Here is a 22,247-nt window from a genome sequence, read left to right on the forward strand (position 1 = left end):
CTTTGGTTAAGGAGCAAATCTTATTTAAATAGATAGGATCAAAATCTTATTTCTTATAATATTTTTTGTAGACCGCATACATTTGAATTAGAGCTAAAACTACAAAAAATAACGGAATAATTACAGGCAATATATATCTTGAGAAACTAGCCGTGTTTTGGGAAAACAAATTTAGAATAGTTACTAAAGCCAGCATTCCAAAAAACGTCCCTACTAAAGTTCCAAAAACGTAATAATATTTAAGTCTTTTTTCGATAGCAATATAATTCCCATTAATCAAATAGAGATTCCAACCTGTCCAAAATGGTAATTGAAGAAAATTGATACAATTCAAAAACATACCAATGAGAAAAGGCGAATACATAATAAATTTTTCTAAATCATTATGATTTTCTGGTGTTTGATTCGAATGAACATAAAAAGAATACCCCAGAAACAGCAAAAAGAAAACAGCAAAAAAATCGATCACTTTCATCAATTTTTTATTACTTACCAATTGATTTGCAAAAATCAACGTGAAGTAAATGACAAAAAACTCAACCAAAATAACACCCAACAAATAAAAAATCAAACTATTTATACCTAATTCAGAGTAAATTTCGAACCCAATAATATTTAAATATCCCAGTGGAACTGAGCCAATAAAGCTCACTAAGGAACCAACGAGAATATTTTTTACAACTTTCATTTTATTAGAAATTTACAATTTTATTGCTTTGCTCTAAATGCAAGCAATATTCTTTCATACCTGCTTTGTGCGCTAAATATGGACTTCCATTTTTATGATTTACTACACTTATTTCATACATATACGTAATATGTCGAGCGAGTTCTTTCCAAGCAAATAGTAAAGAATGCTTCGGGTCATAAATATGTGTGGGTTCACTTGCAGCTCCATTCAACTCAACAATAGAGAAGTTTTTTCCTTGTTCTAATTCATCCAAAGTAGTGTACATAACATCTAATCTTCCGAAATAGAAACCCGGAATTTGCAAACACATTTCATTAATGGTATCGGTTAATTTTGGGGTTATCCAATGGCTTCCGTCAATAAATTTCGCGCCACGGGCATGATTCCCATAAGGCACTAAATTTAGTTTTTCACCTTTTGGGAGAACCTTCAATAATTTCTTGCCGTATTCTTGTTTCAATACTTTAAGTTGCAATTCGTAACGCGGATTTTTCCTGATTAACTGTTCAATAGTTGCAATTCCATCTCCCGAAATAATCAGAAATTCTTTGGAAACTATACCAGTTATTTCACCCTTTTTCTCGTGTGGATAACGCACATAAAAAATTCCAACTTCATTTTCGAAAGGAATTAAATCTTGTACTACATAATCAAAATTTGCCTTTTCTGCATATATTTTTAAGTCGGCAACAGTATCTATTTTCTTGACTCCCGAACCACGCAAACCAATATCTGGTTTTGCTATCAATGGATATTTTATTCCCGAAAATTCGATTATTTTTAAAATTTCTTCCAGTGAAGTTCCTTCTATTATGAGTTCGGTTTTTGGATAATACCGTTGTGGAATTAAATCGTAGATAGCTTTTTTAGACTCCATCATAAATCCACCATTTTTTATGGTTGGATTAGAAGCGTTGAAGAAAAAAATCGATTTTGCTTTAAGCGAATAAAATGCCCAAAGAAAATAAATTGGAATATAAACAATCTGAAACGGCCAATATTCCCAATGCGTAATCTTATGAAAAAGTAATTTCAATTGAGAAAATTTTAAATAGTGATAAATGAGGTCCTATAATCTTTTTGTGTAATCAAATCGCAATGCAAGATAGCGACTTTATTTTTTTCGATTACAGATTGGGTAATACTCAAGGTTTTCATTTCGTCATTTCGATTGATAACCAATCCGTTTTCTTGGTTTTTCTCTTCGGTATAGCGATGAAAATGAAGCATCTCGGCTTCTGAAATTTCTGGATTTGCATCCAAAAAAGTATAAAACCAATTCGTACGTTTCTCCCGGATTTCTGCTGGATACAAGGTTGACGAAGACCAAATGTGATTTTTATGAATATCTAAAGGAGTCGCTTCTTTCTGATTACCATTCCATCGCAATTGAAATAGCTCCCTATTTTGGAATAAAACCAATGTAAAAGGTTCTATATTTTCCAAATCAATTTCATTCCAAAAGTCCTTTGGTGACACCCTACTAATAATATCCAAAACAATCAAACCCCGACTTTTTCTATAAGGAAGTTCTACTTTGTGTTTTTCGTCAGCTCCATTCAATAAAACCAAAACTGCCCCATTTGCATCGACAACAAACCAAGTTCCTCCAGCTTTTGAATCTTTTGGAAAAATTAGATTTTTTCCGTTAATGGTATAATCTTTAGGTGGTATTGCACTTGGCCTGATTACTTTTTCATCTCGATTTGAGGTAATGATAATTGTATCATTGACATTGACAAAACTTACTGTGCACATTGATTCCTATATTCGATTGTAGAACGTGCGACACCAAAATTTTCATCAACAATGACATTTTCACATTGTAAAATAGCTACTTTTATCAGCGCCTGATGATGAATACAATGCTCCAAATTATAAAGCAACTCTCTATAATAGTTACTTTGAATTCGAATTTCCTCTCCATCAATAATCTGTTGCAACTCAATATTTTTATTCTGTTTTTCTAAATCGTTTTGAATAGTTAAAATATGCTGAATTGCAAAGTTTGCATCGTTCTGGATCAAAACATTACGCTCCCTCTTGTCATAATTCACTATCCCTAAATCGTATTGATTTTCAAGACACTGAAACATTTCTATAATATGCCTCGTGTGTTCACCAATACTGGCATTGCTCAATTCAGCACATGGATTTGAGTAATCCTTTTTCGATAATTGATTGAGCAAATCAATCAATTCGTTTAGACTATTAGTAATAGAAGGTATCAGCATATCAGAGTTTTAATTTTAACAAATTTGGTATTTTATCTCTATTTAAAAAAAATAAAGTAAGACAACTAAATAAGATTATGTTAGCCAACGCAAATAGCGTTCCACCATCATTTTCTATTTCAATTCCAAGAACAAATAGATGTGAAAAAATAGCACCAACCATTATTCCGCAACCTAATAATGCTCCAAGCAATGTAGTTCTGGGTATTAAAATTAGAATTACAGTAATCAATTCTAAAATTCCAGTACCAATTCTTCCATAAGGTTCTACTCCCAAAGCAGTAAAAATATAAATACTTTCCTCGGCGGCAGTAAATTTAAAATATAACGTTTGTGACAAAATTACTGCCACTGTAATACGTAAAACCCAAGATAAAATAGTTGTTTTCATGATTCCAGTTTTATTTGATTATTTTTTTCCAATTGTTCTCTGCTTTTGACTTCAAATTAGCTTCCTCTTTATTCCAAATTTTCAATGTATTATTGAAATAAGCATTATAAAATAAATATAATTTTTCGTCAACAATCTTAAAAGTTTGTGGGTTTATCTCCACTTTTTCGCCGGAATCCCCCATCGCATAAGCACACCAGCCTCCAAATTGTGGTTCATATTTTAAAGGATTTTTCAAGAAATATTCTCTATTTACTGGTATCGAAAAATTATATGTAATCCCTTCATACGATGCCGTTAATTCTTTTTTCCCTTTCACAGCTTTACCTTGTTTAAAATAAGCGACTGGGTCGTAACCTTGTAAGGCAACTTTACGTTCTAAATTGAAATGAGTTAATCGACTATTTTCGTTTTGTGCAACTGTTGTTAATGAAATAATACTAACGAACATATAGAGAATTTGTTTTTTACTCCACAATTTAAAATTGCTTTTTTGGCATTCATGAATCTTCGATTTCATTGTATTTTAATTTAAAAAGAAACTTCGTTTATTTCTTAAACAAAGATATTTAGAATCAAAAAAGCCATTTGTCAGCTACTTTACAATAGATACGAAATAATTGAAACTACAGTTTTGATATATCCGAAATAATGATTTCTTTTCGGTTATAAATCAGTGTTCCGTTAGTTTCCATTTCATTGAGTAATTGAGTCGCAGTCTGTCTTGAAGTACAAATAATCTGTGCAATATCGTTTTGTGTCAGATAATTTTCAATCACTACTTTATTCCCTATCCTTTTACCTTCTTTTTCAGCCCAATCTTTTAGAAACTGAAACAATCTGGTTTTGGCATCTTTAGAAATCAAATTAGAATAACTGTTCTTGATGCGTTTCATTTTTAAACCAACAAATTTGGTATAAGAAAGTGCCAAACTAGGATTTCGCAACAATAAATCTTCAAAGTCAGCCATTAGAAAACTGCAAATAGCCACGTCATCAGAAAGTACTTTTGCATATTCATTCGTTTGATCATCAGCTTCTAAAGCTAGTTCCCCGAATAAATCCCCTTTTTGAATAATATCTTTTATAGTTTCATTTCCGTCTTCATCAACTGCTACGATTTTAATATTTCCTTTTTTTAGCAGAAAAATTCTTGGCACATCTGAAGAGGAAAAATAAATAATTTCGCCTTTCTGGGCTTTTTTAAAACCGGTAATAATGCACAATTGTTTGATTTGTCCAAAACTCAAAGTCCGAAACAATTTGTGATCGCGCAAATACCAATATTTTAAATCTTCGTACATGAAAGTAATTCTTTCAGTAAATGTATTAAAAAAATGACTTAAAAAACAAAACCCTTTCAAATCAAAACTTGAAAGGGCTTGAAAATTTAATACAATTTTATTTATGAAACTAATGTTCTTGAAATCACAATACGCTGAATTTCAGAAGTTCCCTCATATATTTGAGTAATTTTAGCATCACGCATCATGCGCTCCACATGATACTCGGCTACATAGCCATTTCCACCATGAATTTGAACTGCTTCAATAGTAGTATCCATCGCAGTTTGGGAAGCAAATAACTTAGCCATTGCTCCAGATTGAGAAATATCCATTCCTAAATCTTTTTCAGAAGCGGCTTTAAAACACAACATTCTGGCAGCCATAATTTGAGTTGCCATATCCGCTAATTTAAAAGCGATAGCTTGATGTTTGAAAATTTCTTTTCCAAAAGCCTTACGCTCTTGTGAATATTTTAAGGCCAATTCATAAGCACCAGTGGCAATTCCCAATGCTTGGGAAGCAATTCCTATTCTTCCGCCATTTAGTACACTCATCGCAAAATTGAATCCAAATCCATCTGCTCCGATTCGGTTTTCCTTTGGTACTCTAACATCATTAAACATTAAAGAATGGGTATCCGAACCACGAATTCCCATTTTTTTCTCTTTTGGACCGATATCAAAACCTGCCCAACCTTTTTCAACAATAAAAGCATTAATCCCTTTATGTTTTTTTTCAATATCGGTTTGAGCAATTACAATATATGTTGAAGCTGAAGATCCATTAGTAATCCAGTTTTTGGTTCCATTCAATAAGTAATAATCTCCCTTATCGATTGCAGTCGTTTTTTGCGAAGTTGCATCAGAACCCGCTTCAGGTTCAGACAAACAAAAAGCACCTATTACTTCTCCTTTGGCAAGAGGAACTAAATATTTCATTTTTTGTTCTTCATTACAATACTTTTCTAAACCTGCACAAACTAAAGAGTTATTTACAGACATTACAACTGCAGAAGATGCATCTATTTTTGCAATTTCAGTTATCGCCAAAACATAAGAAATGCTATCCAATCCGGAACCACCATATTTAGGGTCAACCATCATTCCTAAAAAACCAAGCTCAGCCATTTTTTTCACCTGCTCCGTTGGAAATTTAGAAAATTCATCTCTTTCTATGACACCTGGCAATAATTCGTTTTGAGCAAAATCTTTAGCTGCTTGCTGAATCATTAACTGCTCTTCGGTTAGATTAAAATCCATAACTATATATCGTTTATTTTATTAAAATTTCAACTCTACAAATAAAAGTAAAATTACTCAATTACAATCCTTAAATTTACAGCTTAAGAAAGTTTTTTATATTTTTTACTTTTTGTTTTAAAATTGATGATTATTTTGAGTTGCGCACATTAAATTACTTTTTATTTAAAAAAAGCATCCAAAGATACTTTTTTATTATTAAATTATCAATTTTGATTTAGAAATTTATTCAATGAAAGAAGATTACTATAACGTTATCGGAGTAATGTCAGGAACTTCGCTTGATGGAGTCGATTTAGCACATATTCAATTTAGTGTAAAGAACAATAAATGGACTTTCGAAATTCTTGAAAGCGAAACTATAGCCTATAGTTCAAGTTGGATAAAAAGCCTAAAATCTGCGGTAGATTATTCTAAAGAACAACTCGAAAAATTAAATCAGAACTATACGCAACTTCTCGCTTCCATTATTACAGATTTTATCGAAAAACATAAAATCGAAAATCTGGATGCCGTTTGTTCCCATGGACATACTATTTTGCATCAACCACAAAATGGTTTTACACTCCAAATTGGTAATTTACCCGAAATGGCCTCTTTAATTCCCCAAACGGTAGTTTGCGACTTTAGAGTACAGGATGTTCAACTTGGTGGTCAAGGTGCTCCTTTGGTTCCTATTGGCGACCGAATTTTATTTCCTCAATATGATTATTGCATGAATTTAGGCGGTTTTTCGAATGTATCTTTTGAACAAAACAAGCAACGAATTGCCTTTGATATTTCACCAGTTAACACCGTTTTGAATTTTTATGCTAATCAATTGGGATTAGATTATGATGATAAAGGTAACATTTCAAGAACTGGAAAAATCGATACTAATTTACTAAATGAGTTAAATGCTTTAGATTTTTATCAAAAGAAATACCCGAAATCATTAGGTTTTGAGTTTGTAAAAGAAATCGTTTTACCTTTAATCGAAAGTTTCGAAATTGCTATTGAAGACAAATTATGCACTTTCACTGAACATGTAGCACAGCAAATCGCTTTGGCTTTGCCAAATAAAAAAGGAAGTCTTTTCATAACTGGTGGCGGCGCTTACAATAATTTTCTTATCGAACGTATTCAGTACTATTTACCGGAAATGAAAATCATAATTCCTTCAACTAAAATTCTGGAATTCAAAGAAGCGTTGATTTTTGCGTTGCTTGGTGTATTAAAATTGCGAGGAGAAATCAATGTTTTGAGCAGTGTTACGGGTTCTGAAATGGATCATAGCTCTGGAAATGTTTATTACTCAAAATAATATTAAAAATACATAATTCGCATTATTCTATTTTTTATATTTGTCAAAATTAAACATATCGCAACAAATGAAAGATTTATTAAAGAAATTCGAAAATAAAGAACCTGAGATAGTTTTCCATTGGAAAGATGCTGAAACAGAAGCCGAAGGTTGGACTGTAATTAATTCTCTTCGTGGTGGTGCTGCTGGCGGTGGAACTCGTATGAGAAAAGGGTTAGATATGAATGAAGTTTTATCTTTGGCAAAAACAATGGAAGTGAAATTTTCAGTTTCAGGACCTGCTATCGGCGGTGCTAAATCCGGAATTAATTTTGACCCAAATGATCCAAGAAAAAAAGGTGTTTTGCAACGTTGGTACAAAGCAGTTTCTCCTTTATTGAAAAGTTATTACGGAACTGGTGGTGATTTGAATGTGGATGAAATTCATGAAGTGATTCCAATGACTGAAGAATGTGGCGTTTGGCATCCGCAAGAAGGTGTTTTTAATGGGCATTTCAAACCTACCGAAGCTGATAAAATCAATAGAATCGGTCAATTGCGTCAAGGTGTGGTTAAAGTGATTGAAAATCCGAAATTCTCTCCAGACGTTTCTCGAAAATATACAATTGCAGATATGATTACTGGTTTTGGCGTTGCTGAAGCAGTTCGTAGTTATTATACTATTTATGGTGGAGATGTAAAAGGCAAGAAAGCCATTGTTCAAGGTTTTGGAAATGTAGGTTCGGCTGCAGCATTTTATCTGGCTGAAATGGGAGCAAAAATCATCGGTATTATTGACAGAGATGGCGGATTGATAAATGAAGAAGGTTTTACTTTCGAAGAAATAAAAGCATTATTCCTTGCTAAAGACGGAAACAAACTGGTTGCCGAAAACATGATTCCTTTTGAAGAAATCAATCAAAAAATCTGGTCAATCGGCGCTGAAATATTCACTCCATGTGCAGCATCCAGATTAGTAGCCCAATCTCAAATTGACAGTTTGATTGCAAATGGTCTCGAGGTAATTTCGTGTGGTGCCAACGTTCCTTTTGCCGACTCCGCCATATTTTTTGGCCCAATTATGGAAGATGTGGATCATAAAGTGAGTTTAATTCCAGATTTTATTTCTAATTGTGGAATGGCTCGCGTTTTTGCTTATTTCATGGAAAAGAAAGTACAAATGACGGATGAAGCTATCTTTCAAGACACATCGGAAACGATTAAAAAAGCAATTGAAAAAGCGCATAATTTAAATCCAAGCAAAACAAATATTAGTGCCACCGCTTTTGAAATTGCATTGAAGCAGCTTACTTAAAATAAAAATAGTATTCTTACCATTTATCGGAACTGGGATTAAGCAGATTTTATTAAATCTATTTAGTCCCTTTTCTCATTTCCAATTTTGAACAAGTGCAATCTTATTTATATTCTGTCAGTAGCTTTTTACTCTTGACAATTTTTAGTACTTTTCAACGTTTTTTAGTAATACACTTTTTTTAAATTTAAAATACAAATGAGTTCCACCATTTCATCAGACCAAAAGAAATCTTTAGCCATATCCATTCTTTTGTATGCGACAATGTTGTTGATTTTATTTTTCATCCGATTTTGGCCACCATCAAACATGGCCGAACTTGCCGGCGGCGGCGGTGGCGGTGGCGTTACCGTAAATTTTGGAGACAGCGATTTAGGTTCCGGGGCAAATTATAAAAGCGAAGTTCTGGAAGTAAAAAACCAAACTAAACAAACGCCAACAAAAACGACTCCAGACGAAGCTATTTTATCTCAGGAAAACAGCAATGAAGAAAGCGTTGTCATTCCGCAAAAAGAAAAAACTAAAAAACCAACAGTAGTTGTAAAAGAAGAAACAAAACCAGTCGTTGTAAAACCTAAAGTTTCCAATAATACAAATGATGCTTTATCCAGTATTCTAAAAGGCTCTAATAAAGGCGGTGATGGTGATGACAAAGCAACCGGAAATAAAGGAAAATCAAACGGAAGTTTAAGCTCTAATGGCTACTATGGAACTGGAGGTTCCGGAGGAGGAACAGGCGGCGGAAATGGCTCTGGTACCGGAATAGGAACAGGTAGCGGATATGGCTCTGGCAGCGGTGGAGGAACAGGAAGTGGCTCTGGCGGTGGAGTTGGATATTCCTTAGGAAACAGGAAAGCAATTTCTAAACCCGCACCAAAATACACTTGTAATGAGCAAGGAAAAGTTGTGGTAGAAGTATCCGTAGATAGAAATGGAAGAACAATAAATGCCGTTGCCGGTATAAAAGGGACAACTAATACAGCAAAATGTTTATTGGACCAAGCCAGAATCGCAGCGATGAATACTAAATGGGATGCCAGTGGCGATGCTCCAGAAAAACAAGTGGGCAAGATTGTTTATAATTTCAATTTGAATTAAAGCTATAACACGAATTGACAGGAATGAAACACCCCTTAAACTTGTGATTCCTCCTTCGTCGGAATGACAAAAAATTTCTTATCGATTTAGTGGTTTAGGAATTTGCGTGAGGGATAGGAGCAAGTACCGAAGTACTGCGGATAGCCCGACCACAATAGAAAAAGGGGCTAATCAACTTTATGTTGATTAGCCCCTTTTTCTATTGTGGTCACGCCCAAATGATGCAATTGCTTCGTAAAAACTCGCAATGACACTTACTTGGGACTGGTAGCAATCACAAACTTCAGATTGTTCTTCACTCCTATTTGCAGCACATCAACTAAATCTTGTACTTGTAAATTGAATGGAATGCGAACAATAACTGTTTGATCTTTCTCTGAATTCATCTTAGACATCAAAGTCGTTTCGAGTTCTTCAAATGAAACAGCTTGCTTATCAATATAGAATTTCTTGTCCTCGGTAACGGACAAACTTATGTATTGCTTGTTTGTTTTTTCATTGGACTTAGCTTTTGGCAAAGTCATTTTTATGACATTGGGATTAGCCAAAGTGGATATAATCAGAAAAAACAACAACAAGAAAAACATAATGTCACTTAATGAAGAAGTCGCTACCTCGGCATGAAATCTTCTTTTTCGTTTTATAGACATGTTACGATCTTTGAATAATATTCACAAACTCCAGTATCTGTTTTTGAATTTTTAAAGCAAAATTATCAATCTTACCGTTTAATAAATGATATCCACTATACGCAATAATACCAACTATTAATCCAGCTCCACTACTGATCATTTTCTCGTATAATCCTCCGGAAATATTACCAATACTGATATTTTCAGTAACTGAGATACTATAAAATATTTTAATTACACCTGAAATAGTTCCTATAAACCCTAACGTAGGTGCAATTCCGGCAATAAGTCCCAAATGGCCTAAATGCTTTTCCATTTCTCCTATTTCGATATCTGCAGCGCGATCCATATTGGATTCAATCTCAATAATTGGTCTCCCAATAACAAGAATACCTTCTTTTACAATATTTCCTGAAGCTGTATTATTTCTTTCCGCAATAGATCGAGCCAAATCGAGATTCCCTGAATTTAGATTATCACGTACATCTCTCATCAAAAGATTATCGATTTTTGATGCTTTACTGATATACAAGTAGCGCTCTATAATCAAATAAAAAGTGTAAAATAATAGAATTCCAATTGGGATTAGCCACACACCACCTTTTAAAAGAAATCCTAAAGTAGATATTTCAGTGTTTGGGGCAATTTTTTCGATAACTACGTTTGATGCAGCGTTGGTAATGGTGTCGGTCTGTAATTGTATAAAACTAAACATATAATATTATTGTATTTTAATCATTTATTCTAAAAATTATTTCAATTTTGCAATAAAGATACTTTTCGATGTACTATTAAACTAAAAAAATCGAAAAATATTTTAAACAACTCTATTTTATTACAAAAATGAACTATCAGGAAACTATAAATTGGATGTTTAACCAACTCCCGATGTACCAACTTCAGGGCGCTTCCGCCTACAAAAAAGATTTAACCAATACCCATTTGCTTATCGATCATCTTGATAATCCCCAGGATAAAATAAAATGCATTCATGTAGCAGGAACAAACGGAAAAGGCTCCACTTCTCACATGCTGGCTTCCATACTTCAGGAAGCGGGTTATAAAGTTGGACTATACACTTCTCCACATTTAAAAGATTTTCGGGAACGCATCAAAATTAATGGAATTGAAATTTCTGAAGAATTTGTTACTGATTTCATCAATACACATAAAACTTTTTTCGAGGCAAATGACATGAGTTTTTTCGAAATGACCGTTGGATTGGCTTTTGATTATTTTGCAAAAGAAAAAGTGGACATAGCCATTATTGAAGTTGGAATGGGCGGACGACTAGACGCTACTAATGTTATTACACCGCTCGTTTCCGTAATTACGAATATTGGATTGGATCATATCCAATTTCTAGGAAACACACTGGAATCCGTCGCTTTTGAAAAAGCTGGAATCATAAAGTCTAACGTTCCCGTAGTAATTGGAGAATATACCCCTGAAACGCAGCCCGTTTTTTTGGCTAAAGCCAAAGAATGCAACTCCGAAATCTATTTTGCTTCTGATTTAATTTCAGAAACATATCCTTCCGATTTAATTGGCGATTATCAGTTGCATAATAAGAAAACCGTTTTGCAAACCATTGCAGTATTAAATGCCCAGAAAGAATTTAAAATCACTCCTAAAAATAGTAAATCCGGTTTATTACAGGTTGTTAAAAACACCGGACTTCAAGGAAGGTGGCAACAATTAAGTGAATCCCCAAAAGTCATTTGCGACACAGCACATAACAAAAACGGCCTAGAAATTGTTTTGAATCAAATACAAAAAGAAACTTTCGAAAAATTACATATTGTACTAGGAGTTGTGAATGACAAAGATCTAGATGAAGTTTTACCTTTATTTCCAAAGAATGCAATTTATTATTTCTGTAAACCGAACATCCCGCGTGGTTTAGACTCCTCAATTTTACAAGAAAAAGCAAAAAAATACAATCTCAAAGGAGACATATATCACTCTGTAGCAGAATCTTATCACGCCGCTAAGAATAATGCTACAAAAAATGATTTTATTTTTATTGGCGGTAGCACCTTCGTAGTAGCCGAATTACCTTTAAATGAAGGGATTTAAATTTTGCCAACAATTATTGTCTAAAATAAATTACTTATTTCAATAACTACTTGATTCATAATTTGTTAAATTTATGTGACTATTATTTTTATTAATCACTTAATTCTTAAACTATTATAAAAAAGAAAGACAATTTAGCATTAAGAATGTTAATTTTAACATTCTTGTTAAGCATTGGCATTTTTGCTCAAGAAGCCCCGAAACCTATATTTATTACAGTGACGACTATGCATAGGAATTTAGATTCCGACGGAAAAGACTGGAAGCAAACTGAACAAGAATACTTTGACAAAGTTACCAGTAAGAATGATTTAATAATTGGTTCCGAAATTCTTAATCATTATTACACAGAAAACAGTTCCGAAATTTTACTCGTTTCAGCTTTTAAAACCTGGGAAGACATAGAAAAATCAGGCGAAGCTACTAATGAACTAGTTAAAAAAGGCTGGCCTGATGAAAAAGCCAGAACTGCTTTTTTTGAAAAATACAACAGTTATTATTCTCCTGTACATTCCGACGAAATTTACTCCTCTGTTACCGGCACCAAAGAATTCAAACCTACTACTAAAGAACCTATGGTCGTTTATGTGCGAAAATCACAAATGTCAATGAATGGTCAAGGCAAAGGCCTAAAAGAATTCAATGAAAAAATTACCATGAATAATCCTTATATAAAAGGACATTACCCTCACCGCCATGCATGGGGAGCTGACAGCAGGGATTTCCTTGAAGCCTATTATTATGATTCATTGGCCGATTTAGAAAAATCTAGCGATAAACAAAATGAATTAATAAAAACAGCTTGGCCAAAAAAAGAAGACCGAAAAGTGTTTTTTGATGGATTCAACAAGACGTTTACTGGCATGCATGGTGACTTCATCTACACCAATGTTCCTTCTTTATCCAAATAAATTCTGATTTCTCAAATAAACTCTGTCTTATCACGAGCAAACGTGAGTTTATTTGAGAATTTTATTAAACCTAATAAATTAAATACCAATCAAATATAATTTTACTCTTAAAAAATATTGAAATTTATTTAAAAATATTTTGGATAAGCGAAAAACAAGCTTATATTTGCACTCGCAATAAGGAAATGAAAAAAACCTAAATTGTATTAGGGCGATTAGCTCAGCTGGTTCAGAGCACCTCGTTTACACCGAGGGGGTCGGGGGTTCGAACCCCTCATCGCCCACAAAAAACTCCATTAGAAATAATGGAGTTTTTTTATGCTTTATAGTTTTCCTTTTAGGATCGATTCCTGATTAGCCCATTGCTTCATAATCTATTTCTAAAAAGTCTTCCACCTGTTTTAACCAAATATTTTGAACAAAAGCAACATGATCAGGATGGTTGTTATAATATTGATATGCCTCCATATTTTTAAACTCCATCAATATACCGTACTCAAATTTGTTTTTGACACTCGTCTGCTTTAGTATTTCAAATTTTTCAACTCCATTAATTGTGGTTAATTTGCTGACAGCATCAAAAAAATCTTGTTTTTCAAGCGCTGTCATTCCGTCTTTAAATATAAAAATAACCGAATGGTGTATTGGAACATTATTTTGTTCTGTTGAAATAGCACTCGAGCTAAAGGTTTTATTATCATCCATAGGAACTAATTTATATATTTTAATCTTTATTTAATTTTCAAATTTCATGAAAACGGACAACTTTTTTACATTACTATTATTTTCTAAGCCATAATACATCATAAGAACTTATAAAGTTTTTTTCGTGAATCTCAATTTCACTTTCCGTTAGCAAATTGAATAATTTATTTTCGTTCAAATCAAAAAACAAACGCCTTTCGAAAAAAGTATCAAATTCTGAGAAATTTACAATAACATAAATGGTATCCTTGTTATTTGTTTTTTTATATACTAACAAATGAGTATTTTCATAATCAATAAATTCTAAATCATTATTATCCGCAAAAGCAGGCGTTTGTTTCCGAATTTTTATTAATTTTTTTAATTGTTTATAGACCTGAGCTTGTGCTGATGGAGAATTTTCTATGTTTTCAACCAAACTCCAATTCATTTTTGAACGATGCAACCAACGGTTATCATACTTTTTACTTTCATCATTTAAGTACTCATAATTATTTGGCAAGGCAACCTCATCTCCGCTATAAATCATTGGCAAACCCCCTAAAGACAAAATGATAGCATGCTGTAAATTGATTTGTTTTATACCCAGTTTAATTTCTCTCTCGTTGTTTTCCTTCAATGCTTTTTCCAACCCACACAATGCCGCCATAGAACCTGAAAGGCGGGCATTACCCGTTTCATGTTCAATCATAAAACGCTGTCCAAGTGCAAAACTGCCATTAAAACCGTCACAATAATGTTTTAAAATATACAAGCGATGCTGCAAACTATCTAATCCAAGTTCAGCAACTAATTTGTCATCAAATCCCAATCCTATGTCATCATGACAACGAGCATAATTTATCCATGTTGTATTTCTTGGTTTCTTAGGAACTGCTTTGATTGATTTTTTAAGCAAATTGGTATTCCGTGTAGCCAAAGCTTCCCAACTCAACGCCATAAAACTGGCATTATAAGCAATGTCGCATTCATCTCCTTGAAACAATCCTTCACCAAAATATTTTATAATTTCTTCAGGAGCCACAATCGCTTCAGCAATATAGGCCACACCCGGAGCTACAATTTGACCACATAATTTAAAAAGTTGTAATAAAAGATGAACTTCAGGCAGATTTTGATTAAACTTTCCTATTTCCTTCCACATGAAAGCTACAGCATCTAAACGAAAAATATCTATTCCTTTATTGGACCAGAATAACATGGTGTCTATCATTTCCACTAAAACCATTGGGTTTTTATAATTCAAATCCCATTGATAGCCATAAAACAAAGTCATCACCCATTGATCGCTCTCTGGCAAATAAGTGAAATTTCCAGGCGAAGTATCCGGGAAAATCTCGATCATTGTCCGTTCATAAGCATTCGGTAAATTCCTGTCTGGGAAAAAATAGAAAAAATCTTTGTATTTAGGATGTCCTTTACGAGCCTCAACAGCCCATTGATGCTGATCAGCACAATGATTGAGGACAAAATCCATAATCAAATTCATGTCGTTTTTTTGAAACTCATGTACCAAAGCTTCAAAATCCTTCATCGTTCCAAATTTAGGATTCACTTCACGATAATTGCGGACCGCATAACCTCCATCGTTTTCAAATTCCGGCACATCCAAAAAAGGCATCAAATGCACTGTATTAATTCCCAAATCTCTGAAGTAAGGAATTTTCTCTTTCAGCCCATTAAAATCAGTATTAAAAAGATCCACATACAACATCATCCCTACGATTTTCTCGCTGCAGTACCAGTTTGGATTAGAAACACGTGTCATATCTCGCTTCTTTTGCAAAGGAGAACGTTCTTCAAAATTCTTGACCAAAGACTTCAATAATAAATCAAGCGCCTCCTCTTTATAGGGACTGTTAGCATATAATTTCTGATATAAATCACTAATAATTGGAAAATTTGCTCCCAATCTTAAATGGAAATTCTTGTCTTTAATTTTCACACCTTCTAAGAAGATATTTAATTTTGATAACTTTTCAGCCTGTTGCATATTTTTATAAAAATTTACTTATTTATCATTATTTATCTTAAAATAATATAGAGCCCCACTTCCAAAGATAAAATGATTTTAAATATAATAAAAAAATGTATGCCGAAAAAAAATTACATTAAGAACCTAATTTATTACAAAAATAACAGATGCGTTATTCCATTATTATTTTTAGCATAAAGGCTATCTTTTCAGATAGCCTTTATGCTTTTATTATTCTTTAAAATTGGCTTTACGAATACTTTTCGTTCCCCTTTATATAGTTCTTACGCAATCAATCATGGAATGCGAAAAAATTACCAACCCTGCGTCAATCCATTCCTTACGACTTCTTCATATTTCTCTTTATCGAAACTATATAAGTTAGGTGCTTTATGGGCGACATTACTTTTCTTTTCATCGAGTTTTGTAAGTATTCCAATGGCAGTTATTTTGCGAAGAAAATTTCTGCGATCTAGTTTTCTGCCCAAAATAGTTTCATATAGTTTTTGTAGTTCAGGAATGGTAAATTTTTCAGGGAGTAAATTATATCCTACCGGCATTAAATTCAATTCCATACGAAGTGTTTCTAATGCTTTGTCCAAAATTTTCTTGTGGTCTAAAATCAAATCCGGCACTGCATGATGGTCAATCCATTCCACAATTTCATTTTTACCTTCCGGTTGAGGAACTGCTTGTAAAAAATCGACTAAAGCATAGTAACCAACCGTTACAAAACGATTCGTATACCACTTACCTTCATCTAAAGGTATTCCGTAAAAGTTTAAAACTCTGTTACTAAAATCAATGCTATTTCTTTTAACGGCTCCAAATGTAGCAAATTGTCTCAGGAAAATTCCCTTTAACCCTGTTCTGCCATACAACACGCTAACCGCTGCATCATCGATATCTTCATCAACAGGCACAAAACCGCCTGGCAAAGCCCATTCATGGCTGTGTTTTGTTTTTATTAATAATACTTTGAGCTGATTATCATGAAATCCGAAAATTACACAATCTATTGATAAACTTGGCTGATAGTCTTCCTTGTTATCTAAAACGTTTTTTAACATACGATTTCTATACTTGTATTAAGATAAGTTATTAAAATTATTTCCTTGCAATTTACTCTATTTTTTCAAGGAAATGAACCGAAAATTCAAGATACAAAATTAATTATGTCTTCTCTACTTGATAACATTTTTTTTAAAAAAATTTTCTTGTCCATAGAAAAACAAAACATCCTGTTAATCACAAAAAAATTAAATATTCTTATCTATAAACAGTAAAAAAAACACATCCCTAAAAAATAATGTTATATTTTTTTACTAAATGCATACCATATAAAAAAAAACATGTACATTGCGTCAAAATAACACATTTGTTTTAAACAAAAATATAATTACCAAAAAACAACCAAATTAAAGATTTATGAAAAAATTTATTTTACTACTAATTGGGGTTACTCTGTCAGCTCAATCCTATGCCCAAAACGTAGATTATAGAGAAAAAGCAACAAAATTAGTTGCAAAAATGACATTGGAAGAAAAAGCTTCTCTGTGTTCAGGAGAAACAGCATGGTCAACAAAAGCCATTGCAAAACTTGGAATCCCTTCCATTTTTATGACCGACGGACCTCATGGTTTACGTAAAGCGGAAGGTTTTGATTTTACCAACAGTGTTCCTGCTACTTGCTTTCCAACCGCATCAGCGCTTGCCTCTTCTTGGAATCCTGCACTAGCTCAAAAAATGGGTGAAGCATTAGGAATCGAATCTCAAGCTAATGATGTTCAAATATTGTTAGGACCGGGAGTAAATATGAAACGCTCTCCTCTTGGCGGAAGAAATTTCGAATATTTTTCTGAAGATCCTATTTTAGCGGGAAAAATTGCAACAAGTTTTATTAATGGAGTTCAAAGCCAAGGTGTAGGAACTTCAATGAAACACTTTGCTGCAAACAGCCAGGAAGCGGAACGTATGTCCAATAGTTCAAATGTAAACGAACGTACCTTAAATGAAATCTATTTTCCTGCATTCGAAATGGCAGTAAAAGAGGCGCAACCATGGACCGTGATGTGTTCTTATAATAAAGTAAACGGAGTATATGCTTCTGAAAACCCTTATTTGTTAAATCAAATTCTAAAAGAAAAATGGGGTTTCAAAGGATTTGTTGTTTCTGATTGGGGTGCGGTAAACGAAAGAGCTTTAGGAGTAGATGCCGGATTGCATTTAGAAATGCCGGCTAGTGGTGGTTTTAATGATAAAAAAATTGTTGAAGCAGTAAAAAAAGGAACTTTATCAGAAGCCAGATTAGATCAAATCGTAACGGATTTACTTGCAGTAACCTTAAAAGCAAAAGACAGCCATAAAAAGGGAGTTATTGTTGACAAACAAAAACACAATGACCTTGCAAGACAAGTGAGTGGTGAATGTATTGTTTTATTAAAAAATGACAATGCAATTTTACCGCTGAAATCTTCATTGAAAAAAATAGCTATCGTTGGTAATTTTGCAAAAACACCTCGCTATCAAGGAGCAGGAAGTTCACAAGTACGTCCTACACAAATTCTAAATTCACTTGATGAATTGAAAAAAATAGCAAAAGGAACCCAATTTAGTTTCTCAACAGGTTATAATACAGAAGGAGAAACTGATGAAGTTAAAATTGCTGAAGCAGTACAAAATGCAAAAAATTCAGAATTGGTAATTGTTTTCGCAGGATTGCCAGACAGTTATGAATCCGAAGGTTACGACAGAAATAATATGGATCTGCCTGCTGGTCACAACAAGTTGATTTCGGCAGTATCCGAAGTAAACAAAAACATAATAGTAGTATTGTTGAATGGTGCGCCTGTATCGATGCCTTGGAAAAATGACGTTACTGCCATTGTTGAAGCCTATCTTGGCGGTCAAGCCGGTGGTGGTGCAATTGCTGATGTATTGACTGGAAAAGTAAATCCTTCCGGAAAACTATCTGAAACTTTTCCAATGCGCTTAGAGGATACTCCAACAGCTATGGATTTTCCTTCAAAAGACGGAAATGCAAATTATGGCGAAGGTATTTTTATTGGATACCGTTATTATGACAAAAAGAAAATCGAACCTAACTTTCCTTTTGGATTCGGTTTGAGTTACACAACTTTTTCTTATTCTGATATTAAAGCCAATACTACGGCAGCAAAAGATTCTGATGACATTGCAATCTCAGTAAAAGTAAAAAATACTGGTAAAGTAGCTGGTAAAGAAGTTGCAGAATTATATGTTCACGAACAAGAAAGTGAAGTGGCAAGACCAGAAAATGAACTGAAACATTTTGAAAAAGTGGCTTTATTACCAGGAGAAGAAAAAACAGTTACTTTCCATTTAACCTCACGTGATTTTGCTTATTTCAATTCAAAATCTCATGATTGGGCTATAAAATCAGGAAAATTTGACATCCGTGTTGGAGGTTCTTCTCGTAATTTACCTTTACAACAAACTATTGATATTCAGTCTACAAAAACTGCAAAAGTTGTTCTTACGCATGAATCATTATTCAAAGAATTCAAAAATGCACCAAACAGTGCTGTAATATATGCTCAACTTGTTCAAAGTTTCACAGGAGATAATAAAAAAGCAGAAACTGAAGACGAGAAAAAAGCAGCTTCATTTTTAGAAGCCATGTTAGCAGATATGCCAATAAATAAATTTCTTTTATTATCAGGAGGGAAATTTACTGAAGAAAATCTGAATGCAATATTGAAAGCTGTTAACCAAAATTAAAAAAGCATTTGCGAAAATTGTTGATTAATTGTTGTTAAAAAAGTATTGAAACAGAATTTAAAAGAGGTTGCCTTTTATAAGGTAACCTCTCATTTAAATTCCCTCTTTTTCAAATTTGTTTTCCTAAATTTAATACTATAACTACAAGTTCTTAAGGAAAATTGATTTAGAGTCAATACTTTTTCATTTATACTTACATCAATTTCAACATACTAGTGAGCATACTATATTAAAAAAATACCGCATCAAATATATTAATTTTGAGTTAATAAGCTCATACATTTGTTAAAACACAAAAGGTATTCTTTCTATTTACATAAAAATCAAAGACTTTAAAATAAAAAATAGATTAAAGTCTATTTCAAAAACTGTTTAAACAGCTATTCTCTACCCTACAATTATTATTTGACCAATTCAAAAGTGTCCTTCAAATGGATATCTGCCGAAGACGAACCAATCATTAAATCAAAATCACCAGGTTCTGCAATCCATTGTAATGCTGCGTTATAAAAAGACAATTTTTCTTTGTCTATAGTGAATTTGACCGTTTTAGTTTCCCCTGCATTCAGTTTTATTTTTTGAAAATCTTTTAGTTCAATAATTGGTCTGACTACTGATCCAACTTTATCTCTTAAGTACAACTGAACCACTTCTTCTCCAGCCACTTTTCCTGAATTGGTTATATTTAATGAAACGGCAACCGTTTCAGTACTTTTAATTTTATTTTTGGACAATTTCAAATCTGAATATTCGAAAGTAGTATAACTCAAACCGTATCCAAAAGGAAATTTAGGACTGTTTTTTAAATCTGTATAAGCCGAAACATAATTGGTTTCCGTCTCATTTTTAGCCGGTCTTCCCGTATTAAAATGATTGTAGTAAATAGGAATCTGACCTTCTTCCCTTGGGAAAGATAGTGGCAATTTTCCAGACGGATTGTAATCCCCAAACAATACATCTGCAATAGCGTTTCCTGCTTCGCTACCCAACCACCACGTATAAAGAATCGCAGGAATAGTATCAGCAGTCCAATTAAAAATAAGAGGTCTTCCCGCGTTAATCAAAACCACAACCGGCTTTCCAGTCGCTTGAATCGCTTTTATCAGTTCTTCCTGAACTCCCGGTAAACGAAGATTACTGCGACTTTTAGCTTCACCGCTCATATTTCTTCTTTCGCCGATACTTAAAATCACAACATCAGCCTGATTGGCAACAGCTATTGCTTCGGCAAAACCATCTTTGTTATCCCCTTCAATTTCACAACCTTTGGCGTAAAGCAATTTGGTCGTATTCCCTACTTTATTCTGTAAACCTTCCCATTGCGAAATAACGTGTTTGTCATAATCCACTTCTGGCAATTCTACTGACCAAAAACCCATATTTTGCTTGCGTTCTTTAACCAAAGGACCTATAAAAGCAATTGTCTTCGTTTGTTTTGAAAGCGGTAAAATATTTTTTTCATTCTTCAACAATACGATACTTTTTGCCGCAATTTCTCTTGCTACCTTTCTATGTTCCGGATTGTTCAATTCTTTTTGTTCTCTTTCTGGATTTGAGTATTTATATGGATCTTCGAATAATCCCAATTCAAATTTCTTGCGTAAAATTCTTTTTACGGCATCATCAATTAGCGCAATTGAAACCTTTTTCTCTTTTACTAATTGTGCCAAATTATATCTGTACGCATTGCTTTCCATGTCCATATCACTTCCTGCGGTTATAGCAGCTAATGCAGCTTCTTTACTGTCTTTTACATATCCGTGATTGATCATTTCCCCTATTGAACCCCAATCGGAAACGACAAAACCTTGAAAATTCCATTTTCCTTTTAGAATGTCTCTTTGCAAATATTTATTCCCTGTTGCCGGAATTCCGTTAAGGTCATTAAACGAATTCATAAACGTTGCGGCTCCCGCATCCAAAGCTGCTTTGAAAGGTGGCAAATAGGTTTCCCAAAGCATTCTTTCGCTCATATCAACCGAGTTATAATCTCTCCCGCCAATTGCAGCTCCATAAGCAGCAAAATGTTTCACGCAAGCCATTACGGAATTGACATCACCCAATTTCCCTTGAAAACCTTTCACTCTGGCGTAAGCGATTTTTGAACCTAAATACGTATCTTCTCCTGCGCCTTCCATCACTCTTCCCCAACGCGGATCACGCGCAATATCGACCATTGGCGCAAAGGTCCAATGGATTCCACTGGCGGCCGCTTCTGTTGCGGCAATTCTTGCCGAAAGTTCCATAGCCGCCAAATCCCAACTTGCGGCTTCCGCCAAAGGAAGTGGAAAAGTAGTTTTGTATCCATGAATGACATCCTGACCAAAGAGTAAAGGAATTTTTAATCGGGATTGCATCGCTAATTCCTGGTATTGTCTGGTGTGCTGCGTTCCCAAAACATTCAACATAGAGCCTATTAAACCCGCTTTAATCTCGGATTGTTTGTTCGGATTTATGGTTATAGGTCCTGTGGCCGCATTGTCTCCCGTGTATTGGTTTAATTGTCCAATTTTCTCTTCGAGTGTCATCCGCTTTAGCAAAGCCTCCACTTTTTGGTCAATCGTTTTTTGTTGAGAAAACCCAATAAAGCAGGTCAATAAAAGTGCTGTAGTTACTATTTTTTTCATTTC

General features: G+C 33.7%; 20 protein-coding genes and 1 tRNA gene. 7 read left to right on the plus strand and 14 right to left on the minus strand.

The window, feature by feature from the left end; translation table 11 throughout:
* Positions 1-46: 46 nt before the first annotated feature.
* The 8 genes from ACNO7W_RS06085 to ACNO7W_RS06120 form a co-directional block, all read right to left on the minus strand.
* Complete coding sequence (locus ACNO7W_RS06085) at positions 47-688, minus strand: hypothetical protein (RefSeq protein ID WP_417937405.1); 642 nt, start codon at positions 686-688, stop codon at positions 47-49.
* 4 nt (positions 689-692) lie between these two features.
* Positions 693-1,727 (minus strand): D-alanine--D-alanine ligase, encoded by a 1,035-nt coding sequence (locus ACNO7W_RS06090; RefSeq protein ID WP_417937406.1) that lies wholly within the window; start codon positions 1,725-1,727, stop codon positions 693-695.
* Positions 1,728-1,738: 11 nt separating this feature from the next.
* Positions 1,739-2,449: an NRDE family protein gene (locus tag ACNO7W_RS06095; protein WP_417937407.1), complete on the minus strand. Its 711-nt coding sequence runs from the start codon at positions 2,447-2,449 to the stop codon at positions 1,739-1,741.
* Positions 2,437-2,925: a DinB family protein gene (locus tag ACNO7W_RS06100; protein WP_417937408.1), complete on the minus strand. Its 489-nt coding sequence runs from the start codon at positions 2,923-2,925 to the stop codon at positions 2,437-2,439. The genes ACNO7W_RS06095 and ACNO7W_RS06100 overlap by 13 nt, the downstream gene beginning before the upstream one ends.
* Position 2,926: 1 nt before the next feature.
* The gene (locus ACNO7W_RS06105; protein ID WP_417937409.1) at positions 2,927-3,316 is read right to left on the minus strand and encodes a DoxX family protein; all 390 of its coding nucleotides are present in this window, start codon (positions 3,314-3,316) and stop codon (positions 2,927-2,929) included.
* A 10-nt stretch (positions 3,317-3,326) separates the two neighbouring features.
* Entirely contained in the window at positions 3,327-3,767 is a 441-nt protein-coding gene (locus tag ACNO7W_RS06110; protein WP_417937410.1) for a YHS domain-containing (seleno)protein, read from the minus strand.
* Positions 3,768-3,942: 175 nt separating this feature from the next.
* Positions 3,943-4,620, minus strand: coding sequence for a Crp/Fnr family transcriptional regulator (locus ACNO7W_RS06115; RefSeq protein WP_417937411.1), 678 nt, complete (start codon positions 4,618-4,620; stop codon positions 3,943-3,945).
* A 101-nt stretch (positions 4,621-4,721) separates the two neighbouring features.
* Positions 4,722-5,861, minus strand: coding sequence for an acyl-CoA dehydrogenase family protein (locus tag ACNO7W_RS06120; protein ID WP_417937412.1), 1,140 nt, complete (start codon positions 5,859-5,861; stop codon positions 4,722-4,724).
* 232 nt (positions 5,862-6,093) lie between these two features.
* On the opposite strand from ACNO7W_RS06120, the gene ACNO7W_RS06125 reads away from it, so the two are divergent.
* The 3 genes from ACNO7W_RS06125 (at position 6,094) to ACNO7W_RS06135 (ending at position 9,556) form a co-directional block, all read left to right on the plus strand.
* Entirely contained in the window at positions 6,094-7,164 is a 1,071-nt protein-coding gene (locus ACNO7W_RS06125; RefSeq protein ID WP_417937413.1) for an anhydro-N-acetylmuramic acid kinase, read from the plus strand.
* A 67-nt stretch (positions 7,165-7,231) separates the two neighbouring features.
* On the plus strand, positions 7,232-8,458 hold the full coding sequence (locus ACNO7W_RS06130) for a Glu/Leu/Phe/Val dehydrogenase dimerization domain-containing protein (RefSeq protein ID WP_417937414.1): 1,227 nt from the start codon (positions 7,232-7,234) through the stop codon (positions 8,456-8,458).
* 198 nt (positions 8,459-8,656) lie between these two features.
* Complete coding sequence (locus tag ACNO7W_RS06135) at positions 8,657-9,556, plus strand: energy transducer TonB (RefSeq protein ID WP_417937415.1); 900 nt, start codon at positions 8,657-8,659, stop codon at positions 9,554-9,556.
* A gap of 254 nt (positions 9,557-9,810) precedes the next feature.
* On the opposite strand, the gene ACNO7W_RS06140 is transcribed toward ACNO7W_RS06135, so the two are convergent.
* A complete protein-coding gene (locus tag ACNO7W_RS06140; RefSeq protein ID WP_131916957.1) occupies positions 9,811-10,206 on the minus strand; it encodes an ExbD/TolR family protein in 396 nt (131 codons plus the stop codon).
* A 1-nt stretch (position 10,207) separates the two neighbouring features.
* Positions 10,208-10,903 (minus strand): MotA/TolQ/ExbB proton channel family protein, encoded by a 696-nt coding sequence (locus tag ACNO7W_RS06145; protein WP_417937416.1) that lies wholly within the window; start codon positions 10,901-10,903, stop codon positions 10,208-10,210.
* A gap of 128 nt (positions 10,904-11,031) precedes the next feature.
* Here ACNO7W_RS06145 and ACNO7W_RS06150 point away from each other — a divergent pair, with 128 nt between their 5' ends.
* From ACNO7W_RS06150 to ACNO7W_RS06160, 3 genes are all read left to right on the plus strand, one after another.
* A complete protein-coding gene (locus ACNO7W_RS06150) occupies positions 11,032-12,267 on the plus strand; it encodes a bifunctional folylpolyglutamate synthase/dihydrofolate synthase (RefSeq protein ID WP_143387707.1) in 1,236 nt (411 codons plus the stop codon).
* 227 nt (positions 12,268-12,494) lie between these two features.
* Positions 12,495-13,178 (plus strand): hypothetical protein, encoded by a 684-nt coding sequence (locus ACNO7W_RS06155; protein ID WP_417937417.1) that lies wholly within the window; start codon positions 12,495-12,497, stop codon positions 13,176-13,178.
* Positions 13,179-13,387: 209 nt separating this feature from the next.
* Positions 13,388-13,462: transfer RNA gene (locus ACNO7W_RS06160), tRNA-Val, on the plus strand.
* Between the two features lie 70 nt (positions 13,463-13,532).
* On the opposite strand, the gene ACNO7W_RS06165 is transcribed toward ACNO7W_RS06160, so the two are convergent.
* The 3 genes from ACNO7W_RS06165 to ACNO7W_RS06175 form a co-directional block, all read right to left on the minus strand.
* Positions 13,533-13,883 (minus strand): Dabb family protein, encoded by a 351-nt coding sequence (locus ACNO7W_RS06165; RefSeq protein WP_417937418.1) that lies wholly within the window; start codon positions 13,881-13,883, stop codon positions 13,533-13,535.
* A gap of 76 nt (positions 13,884-13,959) precedes the next feature.
* Entirely contained in the window at positions 13,960-15,876 is a 1,917-nt protein-coding gene (locus ACNO7W_RS06170) for an amylosucrase (RefSeq protein WP_417937419.1), read from the minus strand.
* A 296-nt stretch (positions 15,877-16,172) separates the two neighbouring features.
* Positions 16,173-16,928, minus strand: a complete 756-nt coding sequence (locus tag ACNO7W_RS06175) for an NUDIX hydrolase (RefSeq protein WP_417937420.1) — start codon at positions 16,926-16,928, stop codon at positions 16,173-16,175.
* 358 nt (positions 16,929-17,286) lie between these two features.
* Here ACNO7W_RS06175 and ACNO7W_RS06180 point away from each other — a divergent pair, with 358 nt between their 5' ends.
* Complete coding sequence (locus ACNO7W_RS06180) at positions 17,287-19,617, plus strand: glycoside hydrolase family 3 C-terminal domain-containing protein (RefSeq protein WP_417937421.1); 2,331 nt, start codon at positions 17,287-17,289, stop codon at positions 19,615-19,617.
* A 401-nt stretch (positions 19,618-20,018) separates the two neighbouring features.
* Here ACNO7W_RS06180 and ACNO7W_RS06185 read toward each other — a convergent pair whose 3' ends face one another.
* Entirely contained in the window at positions 20,019-22,244 is a 2,226-nt protein-coding gene (locus tag ACNO7W_RS06185; protein WP_417937422.1) for a glycoside hydrolase family 3 N-terminal domain-containing protein, read from the minus strand.
* Positions 22,245-22,247 lie beyond the last annotated feature (3 nt).

The organism is Flavobacterium sp. ZB4R12 (assembly GCF_048276375.1).
Classification (GTDB): domain Bacteria; phylum Bacteroidota; class Bacteroidia; order Flavobacteriales; family Flavobacteriaceae; genus Flavobacterium; species Flavobacterium gawalongense.